Origin of the sequence: Salinarimonas ramus (assembly GCF_014645695.1) — a bacterium.
Classification (GTDB): Bacteria; Pseudomonadota; Alphaproteobacteria; order Rhizobiales; family Beijerinckiaceae; genus Salinarimonas; species Salinarimonas ramus.
Genome location: NZ_BMMF01000003.1, coordinates 154850 through 167933 on the forward strand (window position 1 = coordinate 154850; position 13084 = coordinate 167933).

Below are 13084 nucleotides of genomic sequence, written 5' to 3' on the forward strand. Positions count from 1 at the left end.
CTCGCCCCCACCCGTCTGCCCGCGGCCGCCGACCTCCCTGGCTGGGAGGTGACGGGCGCGTCGCGGCCGGCTCCAGCCGATGAGGACCCCCATGCCCCTGCTCGTCCTGCAGCGCCTCGTCTCCACGATCCCCGTCCTGCTCGTCGTGGCGGTGGTCGTGTTCCTGATGCTGCGCGTCTCCGGCGATCCTGCCGCGATCATCGCGGGCGACACCGCGACGAGCGCGCAGATCGAGGCCGTGCGCCAGGCCTTCGGCTTCGACCGCCCGATCTGGGAGCAGTTCCTCGCCTGGATCGGCCAGGTGCTCCAGGGCGACCTCGGCGAGAGCCTGTTCACGGGGCTGCCCGTGACGACGCTGATCGCCCAGCGCATCGAGCCGACGCTGATGCTGGCGCTGACGACGATCGTCTTCTCGGTCCTCGTCGCCGTGCCGCTGGGCGTCCTCGCCGCCTGGCGCTCGGGCACCTGGATCGACCGCGCCGTCATGGTCTTCGCGGTGCTCGGCTTCTCGGTGCCGGTCTTCGTGCTCGGCTACGGCTTCATGTACGTCTTCTCGATCGAGCTGAGGCTCCTGCCGGTGCAGGGCTACACCAGCCCCTTCGAGGATTTCGGCGCCTTCGCGCAGGGCATAATCCTGCCGACGCTGACGCTCTCGTGCATCTACGTCGCGCTCATCGCGCGCATCACCCGCGCGAGCGTGCTCGAGACCTTGAACGAGGACTACATCCGCACCGCCCGGGCCAAGGGCCAGGTGGAGCGCACCGTCCTCTTCCGCCACGCGCTGCGCAACGCCGCCGTGCCGATCGTGACCGTCATCGGGCTCGGCGTCGCGCTCCTCATCGGCGGGGTCGTGGTGACGGAGAGCGTGTTCAACATTCCCGGCCTCGGCCGGCTCGTCGTCGACGCCATCACGCGGCGCGACTACCCGATCATCCAGGGGCTGATCCTGTTCTTCGCGCTCATCTACGTGGTGCTGAACCTCATGATCGATCTCGCCTACACGATGCTCGACCCGAGGATCCGCTATTGACCGCCATCGTCGAGAAGAGAGCCGAGACGGCCGTCGCGCGAGGCGACGCACCCGAGCCGGCCCCCGCCGCCCCGGCCGCGCCCCCTGCGGGCTTCGCCGGAACGCTCAAGCGCTATCCGCTCGCGGCGATCGCCGCCCTCGTCCTCGCGATCATCGGGCTGTCGGCGATCTTCGCGCCGCTGGTGGGTACCACGGATCCGACGGCGCTGAACCCGGCGGCGCGCCTCCAGGGCGCCTCGGCGGCCCATTGGCTGGGCACCGACCATCTCGGGCGCGACGTCTGGAGCCGCCTCGTCTACGGGGCGCGGGTCTCCGTCGTCGTCGGCCTGGCGGTGGCGGCGCTCGCCGTGGTGGTCGGGCTCGTCATCGGCCTGTTCACCGGCTTCATCCGCTGGCTCGACCCCATCGTCATGCGCGTCATGGACGGGCTGATGGCGATCCCCGGCATCCTGCTCGCCATCGCGCTGGTCTCGGTGTCGGGCGCGAGCCTCGTCACGGTCATCGCCGCGATCGTCGTGCCGGAAGTGCCGCGCGTCGTGCGCCTCGTGCGCTCCGTCGTGCTCTCGGTGCGCGAGGAGCCCTATGTCGAGGCCGCGGTCTCCGTGGGCACGCCGCTGCCCAAGCTCCTGTGGCGCCACGTGCTGCCCAATTGCGTGCCGCCGCTCATCGTCCAGGCGACCTACGTCGCGGCCTCCGCCATGCTGACGGAGGCGATCCTGTCCTTCCTGGGCGCCGGCACGCCGCCGATCGTGCCCTCCTGGGGCAACATGGTGGCGGAGGGGCGCCTGCTCTTCCAGATCGCGCCGATGAACCTGCTCTATCCCGGCATCGCGCTCGCGATCACCATCCTCGCCGTGAACATCCTCGGCGACGCGCTGCGCGACCGGCTCGACCCGAAGCTCGCCAAGCGCGTGGGCCAGAGGTGAGGGAGACGTCATGACGACGAGCGAAGGCAACGGCCCCGTCCTCTCCATCCGCGACCTCGCGGTGGCGCTCCCCGCCGGCGCGGACCGGCGCTACGCGGTGGAGGGCGTGAGCTTCGACGTGGGGCCGGGCGAGATCGTCTGCGTCGTCGGCGAATCGGGCTCGGGCAAGTCCGTCACCGCCTTCTCCGTGATGGGCCTTCTCGCCAAGGGCGAGCTCGCCGCCGAGCGCGGCGAGATCCTGCTCGAAGGCGAGGACGTTCTGAAGGCGAGCCCCGAGCGGCTGCGCGACCTGCGCGGCACGCGCATGGCGATGATCTTCCAGGAGCCCGCGACCGCGCTCAACCCGGTGATGACCATCGGCGACCAGATCGACGAGGTGCTCCAGATCCACACCACGCTCTCGCCCGCCGAGCGGCGCGAGAAGGTGATCGCGATCATGGAGGCGATGCACCTGCCCGATCCGCAGGCGCTCTACGACCGCTACCCGCACCAGCTCTCCGGCGGCCAGCGCCAGCGCGTGATGATCGCCGCCGCCATGGTGCTCGACCCCGTCATCCTCATCGCCGACGAGCCGACGACCGCGCTCGACGTGACGACGCAGGCCCAGATCCTCCAGCTGATCAAGGAGATGCAGGAGCGCCGGCGCACGGGCGTGCTCTTCATCACCCACGATTTCGGCGTCGTCGCCGAGATCGCCGACAAGGTCGTCGTGATGCGCCACGGCGCGATCGTGGAGCAGGGGCCGGCCGCCGAGATCTTCGCGAACCCGAAGGTCGACTACACGCGCATGCTGATCGCCTCGGTGCCGAGCCTCGAGCCGCCGTCCCGCGAGCCCGCCATGGGCCCGGTCGCGGTCGAGACGCACGACCTCGTCAAGGGCTACGGCGGCAAGAGCTGGCTCGGGCGCGCCACGCAGCCGGCCTTCCTCGCGGCCAAGGACGTGAACCTCGTCGTGCGCCGGGGCGAGACGCTCGGCATCGTCGGCGAAAGCGGCTCGGGCAAGTCCACGGTGGCGCGCTGCATCGTGCGCCTCGTCGACCCCACGAGCGGGGCGATCGAGATCGCCGGCACGGACATCGCCGGGCTCTCGACGCGTGCGCTGCGCCCCTATCGCCGGCGCGTGCAGATGGTCTTCCAGGACCCCTACCGCTCGCTCAACCCGCGCCGCACCGTCGGCGCGTCCGTGATGGAGGGCGCGATGAATTTCGGCCTCTCCCACGAGGATGCGCTCGCGCGCGCGCAGCGCCTGATGGGGCTCGTCGGCCTCTCGCCCGACGCGCTCGACCGCTACCCTCACCAGTTCTCCGGCGGCCAGCGCCAGCGCATCGCCATCGCCCGCGCGCTCGCCATGGAGCCGGACGTGCTGATCGCCGACGAGGCGGTCTCCGCCCTCGACGTCTCCGTGCAGAAGCAGGTGCTCGAGCTCCTCGACCAGGTGAAGCGCGAGTTCGATCTCGCGCTGCTCTTCATCACCCACGATTTGCGCGTCGCCGCGCAGATCTGCGACCGCATCGCCGTGATGCGCCGCGGCGAGGTGGTGGAAGAGGGCCCGACGCGAGAGCTGTTCCTGAACCCGCGCCACGAGTACACGCGCACCCTGCTCGCCGCCGCACCGGGGCGGCATCTGGGGCATGCGGTGGCGGCGGAGTAGAGGACGCTCAGCCCGGCGCGCCCGGGAGTTCAGCGTCCTGCGAAGCTCGGTGACGGTGCGTGCGGCCTCGCGGCGTCGATGCCGCGGTTGCGCTGATCGGCCAGATCCGGTGACGACGCCAGGTCTCGCGCGAGAGCCACCAGCCGATCGACGGCCGAGGGTTCGACGGCCGCCGTCAGGTCGCCGTGGGCGACGGCGTTGCGCAACTGCGCCATCGTGCGCAGGAAGTCGGCGTCTTCGGGAAGCACGATGCCTTCCGCCGCGAGATGCTCGACGATCCGTGCTGCGACTTGCGATCGAGCGAAGGTCTCGGGCCTGCGCACGCGGACGAGCGCTTCGAGACTGGACCAGGCGAGCATCAGCGCCGCGGACGGCGCCACAGGCGCGATCTCTGCGACACGCTGGAGCGCGCTGCCGATATCATCGTCGTCGACGACCGGCATTGTCGACGTCGGGGATGCCCGATCGAGCACCACGTGCAGCTTCCAGCCGGGCTCGGCGCGCAAGGCTTCGCGCAGCGCCGCCATGCGTGACGCGCTCTGCGGGTCCTCGCTCGCGATCTCCACGACGAGCTTGGGATCGCGGCCGATGGCGATGGCGTCGGGTCGCCTGGCGCGCAACGCCTCGGGGAGCAAGCTCGTGTCGGGCGCGACGATGATGTCGTAGCCTTCCGCCGAGAGCCGGCGGCCGGCGGCGGCCAGAAGCTCGGCGCGGGTGCGCGTGCCGATCGTCACCGGTTCAGCTCCTCGTGCGGATCGGTCGAGATCCGAATGTAGAGTGCAGGCTTCGGCCCGGTCATGCAAGACAGGAGCGCATCGCTCGGATCGGTGAACGCGAACTCGCGGTCTCGCTCGAACTTCTGGATGACGATCCGCTCGACCTGATCGTCGTCCAGATAGACGTGCCGTGCGAGAGCATCGAGCGTAAGCTTGATGATGTTGTCGATGTCCCCCGTCATTCGGTCCGTCGGATAGTAGTACATCGTGACCGACAGGGGCTTGTCCGTGGCGAAGTGCCCCTCCGGCAGCCTCCTGGCGCTCGCGGCACGTACCTGCTCCCGCCACGCCTGCCGAGCCGCGGGATTGGCGCGCTGGAACGACACCGGGGTGCCGAGCACCACGAACTCGAACGGAAACTCGGGCTCCACGGTCTCGTCCTACGCACGGCCACCTGCTCTTTCATGGCGAGCAGTACTGCACGTATGCAATTGCGTCAACGATCGACCGAATGCGCTAGCAAAGGGTGCCCTCAGCCCGGCGCGCCGGGCGCGTAGCCGAACGGGAAGATCGGCGTCTCCGCCGTCTCGATCCAGAGGCTCTTCGCCTGGGTGTATTCCGCCATGACCTCGGCACCCGACGAGCGGCCGAAGCCCGAACCGCGCATGCCGCCGAAGGGGGCCTGGACGGAGAGCGTGCGGTAGCCGTTCACCCAGACCGAGCCCGCCCGCAGGCGGCGGGCGACGCGAAGGGCCTTGGCGCCGTCGCGGGACCAGACCGCGCCGGCGAGGTCGAACTCGGTGCCGTTCGCGAGGGCGAGCGCCTCCTCCTCCCCCTCGAAGGGGATCACGGCGAGAACGGGGCCGAAGATCTCCTCGCGCGCGATCGACATCTCGGGCGTCACGTCCGCGAAGATGGTGGGCGCGACGTAGAAGCCCGCCGTTTCGGCAAGCGCCTCCGGGCGCCCGCCGCCCAGGACGAGCCGCGCGCCCGCCGCGCGGGCCGCCTCCATCATCGCCGCGACGCTCGCGTATTGGCGCGCGTTCTGCAGCGGGCCGACCTCGGTCGCGGGATCGAGCGGATCGCCCACGCGCAGCCGCGCCGCGCCCTCGGCGAGCCAGGCGAGCACGCGCTCGTAGACCGGGCGCTCGACGAGGAGGCGCGAGCCCGCCGTGCAGCTTTGGCCCGCCGCCGCGAAGATCGCGCCCTGGGCGCAGGTGGCGGCCGCCGCGAGATCGGCGTCGGCGAAGACGATCATGGCCGACTTGCCGCCGAGCTCCAGCAGCGACGGCCGCCCCGCCGCGGCGGCCAGCGACGCGACCTTTCGCCCGCTCGGGACCGAGCCGACGAACACCGCCTTTCCGCAGCGCGGATCGGACACGAGCGCCGCGCCCGCCGTGCGGCCGAAGCCCGTGATCACCGTGACCGCGCCCGCCGGCACGCCCGCCTCGATCAGGAGCCGCCCGAGCATGAGCGAGGTGACGGGCGTCCATTCCGACGGCTTGAGGATCGCCGCGTTGCCCGCCGCGAGCGCCGGGGCGAGCTGCCAGCCGGCGGTGAAGATCGGCGCGTTCCAGGGCGTGATCTGCACGATGGTGCCGAGCGGCTCGGGCGTGACCAGCGTCAGGTGCCCGGATGCGACGGGGACGACGCGCCCCTCGATCTTGTCGGCGAAGCCCGCGTAGTAGCGGAACATCTCGGCCACCCGCCCGACCTCGGCGCGTGCGTCGCGGATCGGCTTGCCGGCGACCAGCCCCTCGACAGCGGCGATGGCGTCGACGTCGCGGGCGACGAGGTCGGCCGCGCGCATCAGGATCTCGCCGCGCTTGGAGGGCGTGAGCGCCCGCCAGGCGGCGCCGCCGCGCTCGGCCGCGGCGTGCGCGCGGTCGGCGATCTCGGCGCCGGCATCCGCATAGGTCGCGAGCGGCTCCTCGGTGGCGGGACAGACGAGGGTGATGGCCTCGCCCGCACCTGGAACGACGGCGCCGTCGACGAGGCTGCCGATGGGCTCGCCCCAATGTCGCGCCAGGATGTCCGCCCGCATCATGCCCCTCCCCGTCCGAGATCGACCAGCCGGTTGAAGTCGGCCGCCGCGCCGAAGCGCGCCTCGCCCTCGGCGACGCGCTCCGCCGCCGCCTCCGCGAGCGGGCCGAGCGCCTCGACGGCCTCCCCCAGCGCGCGAGCGAGGCGCACGTCCTTGGCCATCAAACCCATGGTGAAGCCGCTGTCGTAGGTGCCGCTGAAGACCCATTGCGGCAGGTTCACCTCGATGGCGGCCGAACGGCCCGATCCCGCCGCGAGAACGGCGGCGAGGGTCTCGGGCGCGATCCCGGCCGCTTCGCCGAGCCGCAAGGCTTCGCCGGCGAGCACCAGGTGGGCGGCGCACATCAGGTTGTTGACGAGCTTGGCGACGTTGCCGGCGCCCGGCCCGCCGCATCGCACGACCGCGCGGGTGAGCGGCGCGAGGAGCGCCTCGGTGCGATCGAGATCGGGCTCGGCGCCGCCGATCATGGCGAGGAGCCGCCCCTGCGCCGCGCCCGAAGCTCCGCCCGAGACGGGTGCATCGACGAAGCCGATGCCGCGCGCGGCCGCCCGCTCCTGGATCGCGCGGGTCGAGAGCGGGTCGGCTGTGGATGTGTCCACCACGAGGAGGCCGGGTGCGCCCTGTTCGTACACGGCCTCCATCACGGCCTCGACGGCGGGCGAATCCGGCAGCGAGAGGAGGAGCGCCTCGCGCCCGGCGATGGCCTCGGCGAGACCTCCCGCAGGCGCGACGCCCTCGGCGCGCCTGCCCGGGTCTCGGTCGAAGCCCGTGACCGCGTGCCCGGCGGCGGCGAGCCGCCCTCCCATCGGCCGTCCCATGGCCCCGAGCCCGATGCATCCGATCCGCATCCTTCGGCCCTCCTCTCTCGCGTGACGTCGCTCGCTCCTGGCGAGCTTAGCAGGGAGCGTGCCGACGTCGTGCGGCGCGGCGGCGCAAGCCGGCTCGGGACGGGCGCACGGCGAAGCCTCCGCCGGGCCGTGCCCGGGATCACCCGAACAGCGAGAGCTGGTTCTCGGCGGCCCGCTTACGCGCGATCGCCGGCGGCTCGAACAGGTCGGTGCGCAGGCGCGTGCGGCGCTGGTTGAGGCCCAGCCGCCGCGCCGCGTTCTCGAAGCGCCGGCCGATCATCCAGGCATAGGGCCCGGTGCCCGTCTGGCGCACGCCCCAGGTCGCGTCGTATTCCTTGCCGCCGCGCGTCTGGCGCACGAGGGAGAGCACGCGCTCCAGCCGGTCCGGGTAATGCTCGACGAGCCAGTCCCGGGCGAGGTCCTTGAGCTCGTTCGGCAGGCGCAGCAGCACGTAGCCCGCCTCCCGCGCGCCCGCGGCGTGGGCGGCCTCCAGGATGCGCTCGATCTCGTGGTCGTTGATCGCCGGTACGATGGGCGCGACGAGCACCGTCACGGGAATGCCCTCGTCGGTCAGCCGCTTGATGGCGTCGAGACGCCGCGCCGGCGTCGCCGCCCGCGGCTCCATGCGTCGCGCCAGCACCGGATCGAGCGTGGTGAGCGAGATCGCGACCTTGGCGAGGCCGCGCTCGGCCATGGGCCCGAGGATGTCCACGTCCCGCGTCACGAGATGCGACTTCGTGACGATGCCCACCGGATGCGCGCGCTTGGCCAGCACCTCGAGCACCGAGCGGGTGATGCGGTAGCGCCGCTCCACCGGCTGGTAGGGATCGGTGTTGGCGCCGAGCGCGATGGGCTTCGCCTCGTAGCTCCGCGCGGCGAGCTCGCGCTCGAGCAGCGCCGCGGCGTCGGGCTTGGCGAAGAGCTTGGTCTCGAAGTCGAGCCCAGCCGAGAGGCCGTGATAGGCGTGGCTCGGGCGCGCGTAGCAATAGAAGCAGCCGTGCTCGCAGCCGCGATACGGGTTGATCGAGTAGTCGAAGCCGATGTCGGGCGACTGGTTCTTCGCGATGATCGTGCGCGGGCGCTCCTCGATCACCTCGGTGGCGAGCGCGAGGGCGCGCTCCTCCTCGTCGTGGAGGCGGTCCTCCTCGAAGGCCTCGCGGGTGATGCGCTCGAAGCGCCCGGTCTCGTTCGTCTGCGCCCCGCGCCCGCGGCGCAGGCGCTCGGCCACGGCGTCCGGCCGGCCCGCGTCCCGCAGGAGCGCCCGGCGCTGGAGATCGCGTGCGGAAAGCTCGCGCGGCGCGCTCTCCCGCGGTCCTGGGATCACGACGTGACGCGCCGCGCGTTCTGCGTTGGCGATGGGGCTCATCCTGGGCCTCCTGCGACGATCGTTCCGGATCTGTTCTGTCACTCCTTATACGAACGAAAGCGGAACGCCGCAAGCCCCTCGATGTTCCGATGTCGCGCCACCGCGCGGGGAGACGCGGGCCCACGGCTTCGCTATAGAAGCGGCCATGATCACGGCCCTCATCCTGGCGAACGGCGCGCCCGGCGCGCTCGCGGCGACGATCGCGTCCCTCGTCCCGGGCGTCGCGGACGGCGCGATCGCGGACGCGATCGTGCTCGTGCGCGGCACGCCCGACGCCGCCCACGAGGCGCTGGCCGACGCCGCCGGCGCCGACCTCGTCTCCCTAGCGCCGGGCGAGGACCCGTGGCGCGCCGGCGCCGCGCGTGCGCGTCGGGACTGGCTGCTGCTTCTGGAGTCGGGGGACGTGCCGCTCGAAGGCTTCGCCCGGCCGCTGGAGCGCTTCGCCGGCTCGGCGCCGGCCGCGCCCGAGGCGCTTGGGCGCCTGCGGCGGGCGGATGCGGGGCTCGTGGCGAGCCTCCTCGCGCGCCTGGGCATGGAAGCGCGCCGCCCGCGCTCGGGCGATCTCGTCCACGCCCGCCATCTCGAGCCGGGCGCCCGCCCCCGCATCGCCCGCCTCGCCGCGACGATCGCCCGCGAGGCGATGCCCTGACCTCAGGCGCGAATCACCCGCCCGCTCACCCACCGTCTCAGCCTTGCGCCTTGCCCCGCTTCAGGTGCTCGTCGAGGCGCGGCATGATCTCGACGAAGTTGCAGGGGCGGTGGCGGTAGTCGAGCTGCGGGCCGAGGATGCCGTCCCAGGCGTCCTTGCAGGCGCCGGGCGAGCCGGGCAGCACGAAGACGTAGGTCGCGCCCGCGACCCCGGCGGTGGCGCGCGATTGCAGGGTCGAGGTACCGATCTTGTCGTAGCTGATGCGGTGGAACACCGCCGAGAAGCCCTCCATGCGCTTTTCGAAGAGCGGCTCGATCGCCTCCGGCGTCACGTCGCGCCCGGTGAAGCCGGTGCCGCCCGTCGTGATCACGACGTCGATCCCCGGATCGGCGATCCAGCCCTGCACCCGGGCACGGATCGCCGCCACCTCGTCCTTGACGATCGCCCGATCGGCGAGCACGTGCCCCGCCGCCTCGACGCGCGACGCGAGCGTGTCGCCCGAGCGGTCCTGCGCGAGGTCGCGGGTGTCCGACACGGTCAGCACCGCGATGCGCACGGGGATGAAGGGCAGGCTCTCGTCGATGGGCATGGTCGGGTCTCTTTCGGAGGCGTGATCCGGAGATGGCCATGCCGGCCTCCCGATTTCAAGCGAGGGCGCGCCCGGTCTCCCGGTCGAAGCCGGGGCGGGCCTTGTTGAACGCGCGCATGCGGGCGAGGACGTCGAGGCCGAGCTGCGCGTGCGCGTCGAGGAGGTCGACGAGGACCCAGTTCTCGCGGATCAGCCCGTCCTCGAGCCGCCAGAAGTCGAGGCTGCGCAGCGTGATGCGCCGCCCCGTCGCGGGCAGGCCCAGCCAGCCGCCGCCGGTGAGCGTCTGCTGCATGTTCGGCCAGCCGGTGACGGCGGCATACGGCCCGTCGCCGAAGAAATGGTGCGAGGTCCCCTCCGGGTGCCGCCCGCGGTCGGGCATGGCCGCCAGGAAGGGGATCTGATGCCAGTTCCGGAAGCCGCGCACGCCCCGCGCGGTACCGATGCCGGCGGGGCCGTACCAGGTGAAGCGCGGATGCCAGAAACGCTCGAGCTCCATAACCTCGGGCCCGCCCTCGCCGGGATGGCGGATCATCGCCTGCAGCATGGCGACGATGTGCGCGCAGGACGCCGCGCCGGCCTGCGCATCGTACGGCCCCGGCACGAGCCCGTCCTGCGTCGCCGGCGCGGGCGCGCGCCGCTCGGCCCCGAGGCTCGGCGCGAGCGGCCAGGCGCGCGCCTCCATCATCAGCTCCGGCAGGTCCCAGATCGCCTGCATCTCGACGACGCGGCCCTCGACGAACCTGAAGAACTCGTGGAAGCGGAACGAGGCCACGTGCCCGCTCGCCGGGACGTCGAGGAAGGGCCGCTCGAAGGTCCCGACGTAATCCCCCGCGCAGCCGACCCAGTCCTCCCCCTCCGGCGCCGGCCCGGCGACGACGATGTAGTCCCGCCGCTCGAGATCCGGCATGGCCGCGACGAGCGGCGCATACGCCGCCTCGTAGAGCGCCTGCGGCCCCGCGAGATCCCCGAACGGATGGCACATCCGCACCCGCGCCCCCGGCGCGAACACCCGATCCAGCGCCGCCCGAACGGGCACCTCCGCGAAATCGCGCATGGCGAGGCGCAGGGGAGCGAGGAGGGACTTGTGGCGGGTGTGAGGGTCGAGGGGGATGGTCATGGGCGAGGGCTCGCGGGCGGAAGAAACACGCGCAAGCGGAAGAGCATCGGTGGTGCGAACGCAACCCTTTTCTCGTAGGACGCCGGGGTCACCAGACACGCGAACGCCCCGGAGGTCTCGAACGACCACCGGGGCTTCGGTCACTCAGCTTCTCGCAGCCCTCAGGCCGCGCTGCGCTTGTTCTGCCGGTGCTCGATCAGGTCGTCCACCACGGCCGGGTCGGCCAGCGTCGAGGTGTCGCCGAGCGCGCCGAACTCGTCCTCGGCGATCTTGCGCAGGATGCGGCGCATGATCTTGCCCGAGCGGGTCTTGGGCAGGCCCGGCGCGAACTGGATCTTGTCGGGGGTGGCGATGGGGCCGATCTCCTGGCGCACGTGCTTGACGAGCTCGGCGCGCAGCTCGTCGGAGGGCTCGATGCCCGACATCAGCGTGACGTAGGCGTAGATGCCCTGGCCCTTGATGTCGTGCGGGTAGCCGACCACGGCGGCTTCCGAGACCTTCGGGTGGGCGACGAGCGCGCTCTCCACCTCGGCGGTGCCCATGCGGTGGCCCGAGACGTTGATGACGTCGTCGACGCGGCCCGTGATCCAGTAATAGCCGTCGGCGTCGCGCCGGCAGCCGTCACCGGTGAAGTACTTGCCCGGATAGGTCGAGAAGTAGGTCTGCACGAAGCGCTCGTGGTCGCCGTAGACGGTGCGCATCTGGCCGGGCCAGCTGTCGGCGATGCAGAGGTTGCCCTCGCAGGCGCCCTCGAGCACCTTGCCTTCGGCGTCCACGATCTCGGGCTTCACGCCGAAGAAGGGCAGCGTCGCCGAGCCCGGCTTCTGGGCGATGGCGCCGGGCAGCGGCGTGATCAGGATGCCGCCGGTCTCCGTCTGCCACCAGGTGTCGACGATGGGGCAGCGCCCCTCGCCCACCACGCGGTGGTACCATTCCCAAGCCTCGGGGTTGATGGGCTCGCCCACCGAGCCGAGGAGGCGCAGGCTCTTGCGCGAGGTCTTCGTCACCGGCTCCTCGCCCGCGCCCATCAGCGAGCGGATGGCGGTGGGGGCGGTGTAGAAGATGTTGACGTCGTGCTTGTCCACCACGTCCCAGAAGCGGGAGATGGAGGGGTAGGTCGGCACGCCCTCGAACATCAGCGTCGTCGCGCCGTTGGCGAGCGGGCCGTAGACGATGTAGCTGTGGCCCGTGACCCAGCCGACGTCGGCGGTGCACCAATAGACCTCGCCGTCCTTGTAGTCGAAGACGTATTGATGCGTCATCGCGGCGTAGACGAGATAGCCGCCCGTCGTGTGCAGCACGCCCTTCGGCTTGCCGGTGGAGCCGGACGTGTAGAGGATGAACAGCGGATCCTCCGCGTTCATCTCCTCGCAGGGGCACTCGTCCGTCACCATCTCGGCGGCGGCGTGGTAGTAGACGTCGCGGCCGGGATCCATCTCGACCTTGCCGCCGGTGCGCTCCACCACGACGACGTGGTCGACGGCGTCCGCCGCGAGGCGCTTCAAGGCGGCGTCGACGTTCGCCTTGAGGGGCACCTTGCGGCCGCCGCGCAGGCCCTCGTCGGCGGTGATCACGAAGCGAGAGCCGCAATCCTCGATGCGACCGGCGAGCGCGTCCGGCGAGAAGCCGCCGAAGACGATGGAGTGGATGGCGCCGAGCCGCGCGCACGCCAGCATCGCGTAGGCGGCCTCCGGGATCATCGGCAGGTAGATGGTGACGCGGTCGCCCTTCTGGACGTTGCGGTTGCGCAGCACGTTGGCCCAGCGGGAGACGTGGGCGTGAAGCTCGCGATAGGTGATGCGCTTGGATTCGCTCGGGTCGTCGCCCTCCCAGATGATCGCCACCTGGTCGCCGCGGGTCTCGAGATGCCGGTCGACGCAATTGTAGGCGACGTTGGTCGTGCCGTCCTCGAACCACTTGATGGAGACGTCGCCGGGGCCGAACGTCGTGTTCTTCACCTTGGTGTAGGGCGTGAACCAGTCGATGCGCTTGCCGTGCTCGGCCCAGAAGGCCTCCGGGTCGGCGGCGCTCGCCTCGTACATCGCGCGGTACTGCGCCGCGTCGACATAGGCGCGCTCGGCCCAGTCCCGCGAGACTTCGTAGATCTTGTCCGACATGGCGTCTCTCCCCGCATCACGCTGGTGGCGC

At 71.6% G+C, this 13084-nt stretch carries 12 protein-coding genes; 4 read left to right on the top strand and 8 right to left on the bottom strand.

The window, feature by feature from the left end:
• Nucleotides 1-91 precede the first annotated feature (91 nt).
• From IEX89_RS05325 to IEX89_RS05335, 3 genes are read left to right on the top strand one after another with little or no spacing between them, the layout of a single operon-like run.
• Nucleotides 92-1030, top strand: a complete 939-nt coding sequence (locus IEX89_RS05325) for an ABC transporter permease (RefSeq protein ID WP_188910394.1) — start codon at nt 92-94, stop codon at nt 1028-1030.
• Nucleotides 1027-1956 (top strand): ABC transporter permease, encoded by a 930-nt coding sequence (locus tag IEX89_RS05330; RefSeq protein WP_244645101.1) that lies wholly within the window; start codon nt 1027-1029, stop codon nt 1954-1956. The genes IEX89_RS05325 and IEX89_RS05330 overlap by 4 nt, the downstream gene beginning before the upstream one ends.
• A 10-nt stretch (nt 1957-1966) precedes the next feature.
• Nucleotides 1967-3607: an ABC transporter ATP-binding protein gene (locus IEX89_RS05335; RefSeq protein WP_188910396.1), complete on the top strand. Its 1641-nt coding sequence runs from the start codon at nt 1967-1969 to the stop codon at nt 3605-3607.
• 29 nt (nt 3608-3636) lie between these two features.
• On the opposite strand, the gene IEX89_RS05340 is transcribed toward IEX89_RS05335, so the two are convergent.
• The 5 genes from IEX89_RS05340 to IEX89_RS05360 all read right to left on the bottom strand — a co-directional run bounded on the left by IEX89_RS05340 (nt 3637) and on the right by IEX89_RS05360 (nt 8581).
• Entirely contained in the window at nt 3637-4341 is a 705-nt protein-coding gene (locus tag IEX89_RS05340; protein WP_188910398.1) for a hypothetical protein, read from the bottom strand.
• Nucleotides 4338-4754 (bottom strand): RusA family crossover junction endodeoxyribonuclease, encoded by a 417-nt coding sequence (locus IEX89_RS05345; RefSeq protein WP_188910400.1) that lies wholly within the window; start codon nt 4752-4754, stop codon nt 4338-4340. Before IEX89_RS05345 ends, IEX89_RS05340 begins: the two co-directional genes overlap by 4 nt.
• 101 nt (nt 4755-4855) lie before the next feature.
• On the bottom strand, nt 4856-6367 hold the full coding sequence (locus IEX89_RS05350) for an aldehyde dehydrogenase family protein (protein ID WP_244645102.1): 1512 nt from the start codon (nt 6365-6367) through the stop codon (nt 4856-4858).
• Nucleotides 6367-7215 (bottom strand): NAD(P)-dependent oxidoreductase, encoded by an 849-nt coding sequence (locus IEX89_RS05355; RefSeq protein ID WP_188910404.1) that lies wholly within the window; start codon nt 7213-7215, stop codon nt 6367-6369. Before IEX89_RS05355 ends, IEX89_RS05350 begins: the two co-directional genes overlap by 1 nt.
• A gap of 139 nt (nt 7216-7354) precedes the next feature.
• Nucleotides 7355-8581 carry a PA0069 family radical SAM protein gene (locus IEX89_RS05360; RefSeq protein WP_188910406.1) on the bottom strand — a complete coding sequence of 409 codons (1227 nt, stop codon included), beginning with the start codon at nt 8579-8581 and terminating at the stop codon, nt 7355-7357.
• A gap of 145 nt (nt 8582-8726) precedes the next feature.
• Between IEX89_RS05360 and IEX89_RS05365 the strand changes: the two genes are divergently transcribed.
• Nucleotides 8727-9230 (top strand): hypothetical protein, encoded by a 504-nt coding sequence (locus IEX89_RS05365; RefSeq protein WP_188910408.1) that lies wholly within the window; start codon nt 8727-8729, stop codon nt 9228-9230.
• Between the two features lie 37 nt (nt 9231-9267).
• Here the strand turns inward: IEX89_RS05365 and moaB are convergent, their stop codons facing one another.
• The 3 genes from moaB to acs form a co-directional block, all read right to left on the bottom strand.
• On the bottom strand, nt 9268-9819 hold the full coding sequence (moaB, locus tag IEX89_RS05370) for a molybdenum cofactor biosynthesis protein B (RefSeq protein WP_188910410.1): 552 nt from the start codon (nt 9817-9819) through the stop codon (nt 9268-9270).
• 55 nt (nt 9820-9874) lie between these two features.
• The gene (locus IEX89_RS05375; RefSeq protein ID WP_188910412.1) at nt 9875-10936 is read right to left on the bottom strand and encodes an ester cyclase; all 1062 of its coding nucleotides are present in this window, start codon (nt 10934-10936) and stop codon (nt 9875-9877) included.
• A gap of 161 nt (nt 10937-11097) precedes the next feature.
• Nucleotides 11098-13053: an acetate--CoA ligase gene (gene acs / locus IEX89_RS05380; RefSeq protein WP_188910414.1), complete on the bottom strand. Its 1956-nt coding sequence runs from the start codon at nt 13051-13053 to the stop codon at nt 11098-11100.
• Nucleotides 13054-13084 lie beyond the last annotated feature (31 nt).

What these genes read in the sequence shown, in the direction of transcription:
- IEX89_RS05325 (WP_188910394.1), top strand. Translation starts at nt 92, where the DNA reads ATGCCCCTGCTCGTCCTGCAGCGCCTCGTCTCCACGATCCCCGTCCTG.
- IEX89_RS05350 (WP_244645102.1), bottom strand. Translation starts at nt 6,367, where the DNA reads ATGCGGGCGGACATCCTGGCGCGACATTGGGGCGAGCCCATCGGCAGC.
- acs (WP_188910414.1), bottom strand. Translation starts at nt 13,053, where the DNA reads ATGTCGGACAAGATCTACGAAGTCTCGCGGGACTGGGCCGAGCGCGCC.
- IEX89_RS05375 (WP_188910412.1), bottom strand. Translation starts at nt 10,936, where the DNA reads ATGACCATCCCCCTCGACCCTCACACCCGCCACAAGTCCCTCCTCGCT.
- IEX89_RS05355 (WP_188910404.1), bottom strand. Translation starts at nt 7,215, where the DNA reads ATGCGGATCGGATGCATCGGGCTCGGGGCCATGGGACGGCCGATGGGA.
- moaB (WP_188910410.1), bottom strand. Translation starts at nt 9,819, where the DNA reads ATGCCCATCGACGAGAGCCTGCCCTTCATCCCCGTGCGCATCGCGGTG.
- IEX89_RS05335 (WP_188910396.1), top strand. Translation starts at nt 1,967, where the DNA reads ATGACGACGAGCGAAGGCAACGGCCCCGTCCTCTCCATCCGCGACCTC.
- IEX89_RS05365 (WP_188910408.1), top strand. Translation starts at nt 8,727, where the DNA reads ATGATCACGGCCCTCATCCTGGCGAACGGCGCGCCCGGCGCGCTCGCG.
- IEX89_RS05360 (WP_188910406.1), bottom strand. Translation starts at nt 8,581, where the DNA reads ATGAGCCCCATCGCCAACGCAGAACGCGCGGCGCGTCACGTCGTGATC.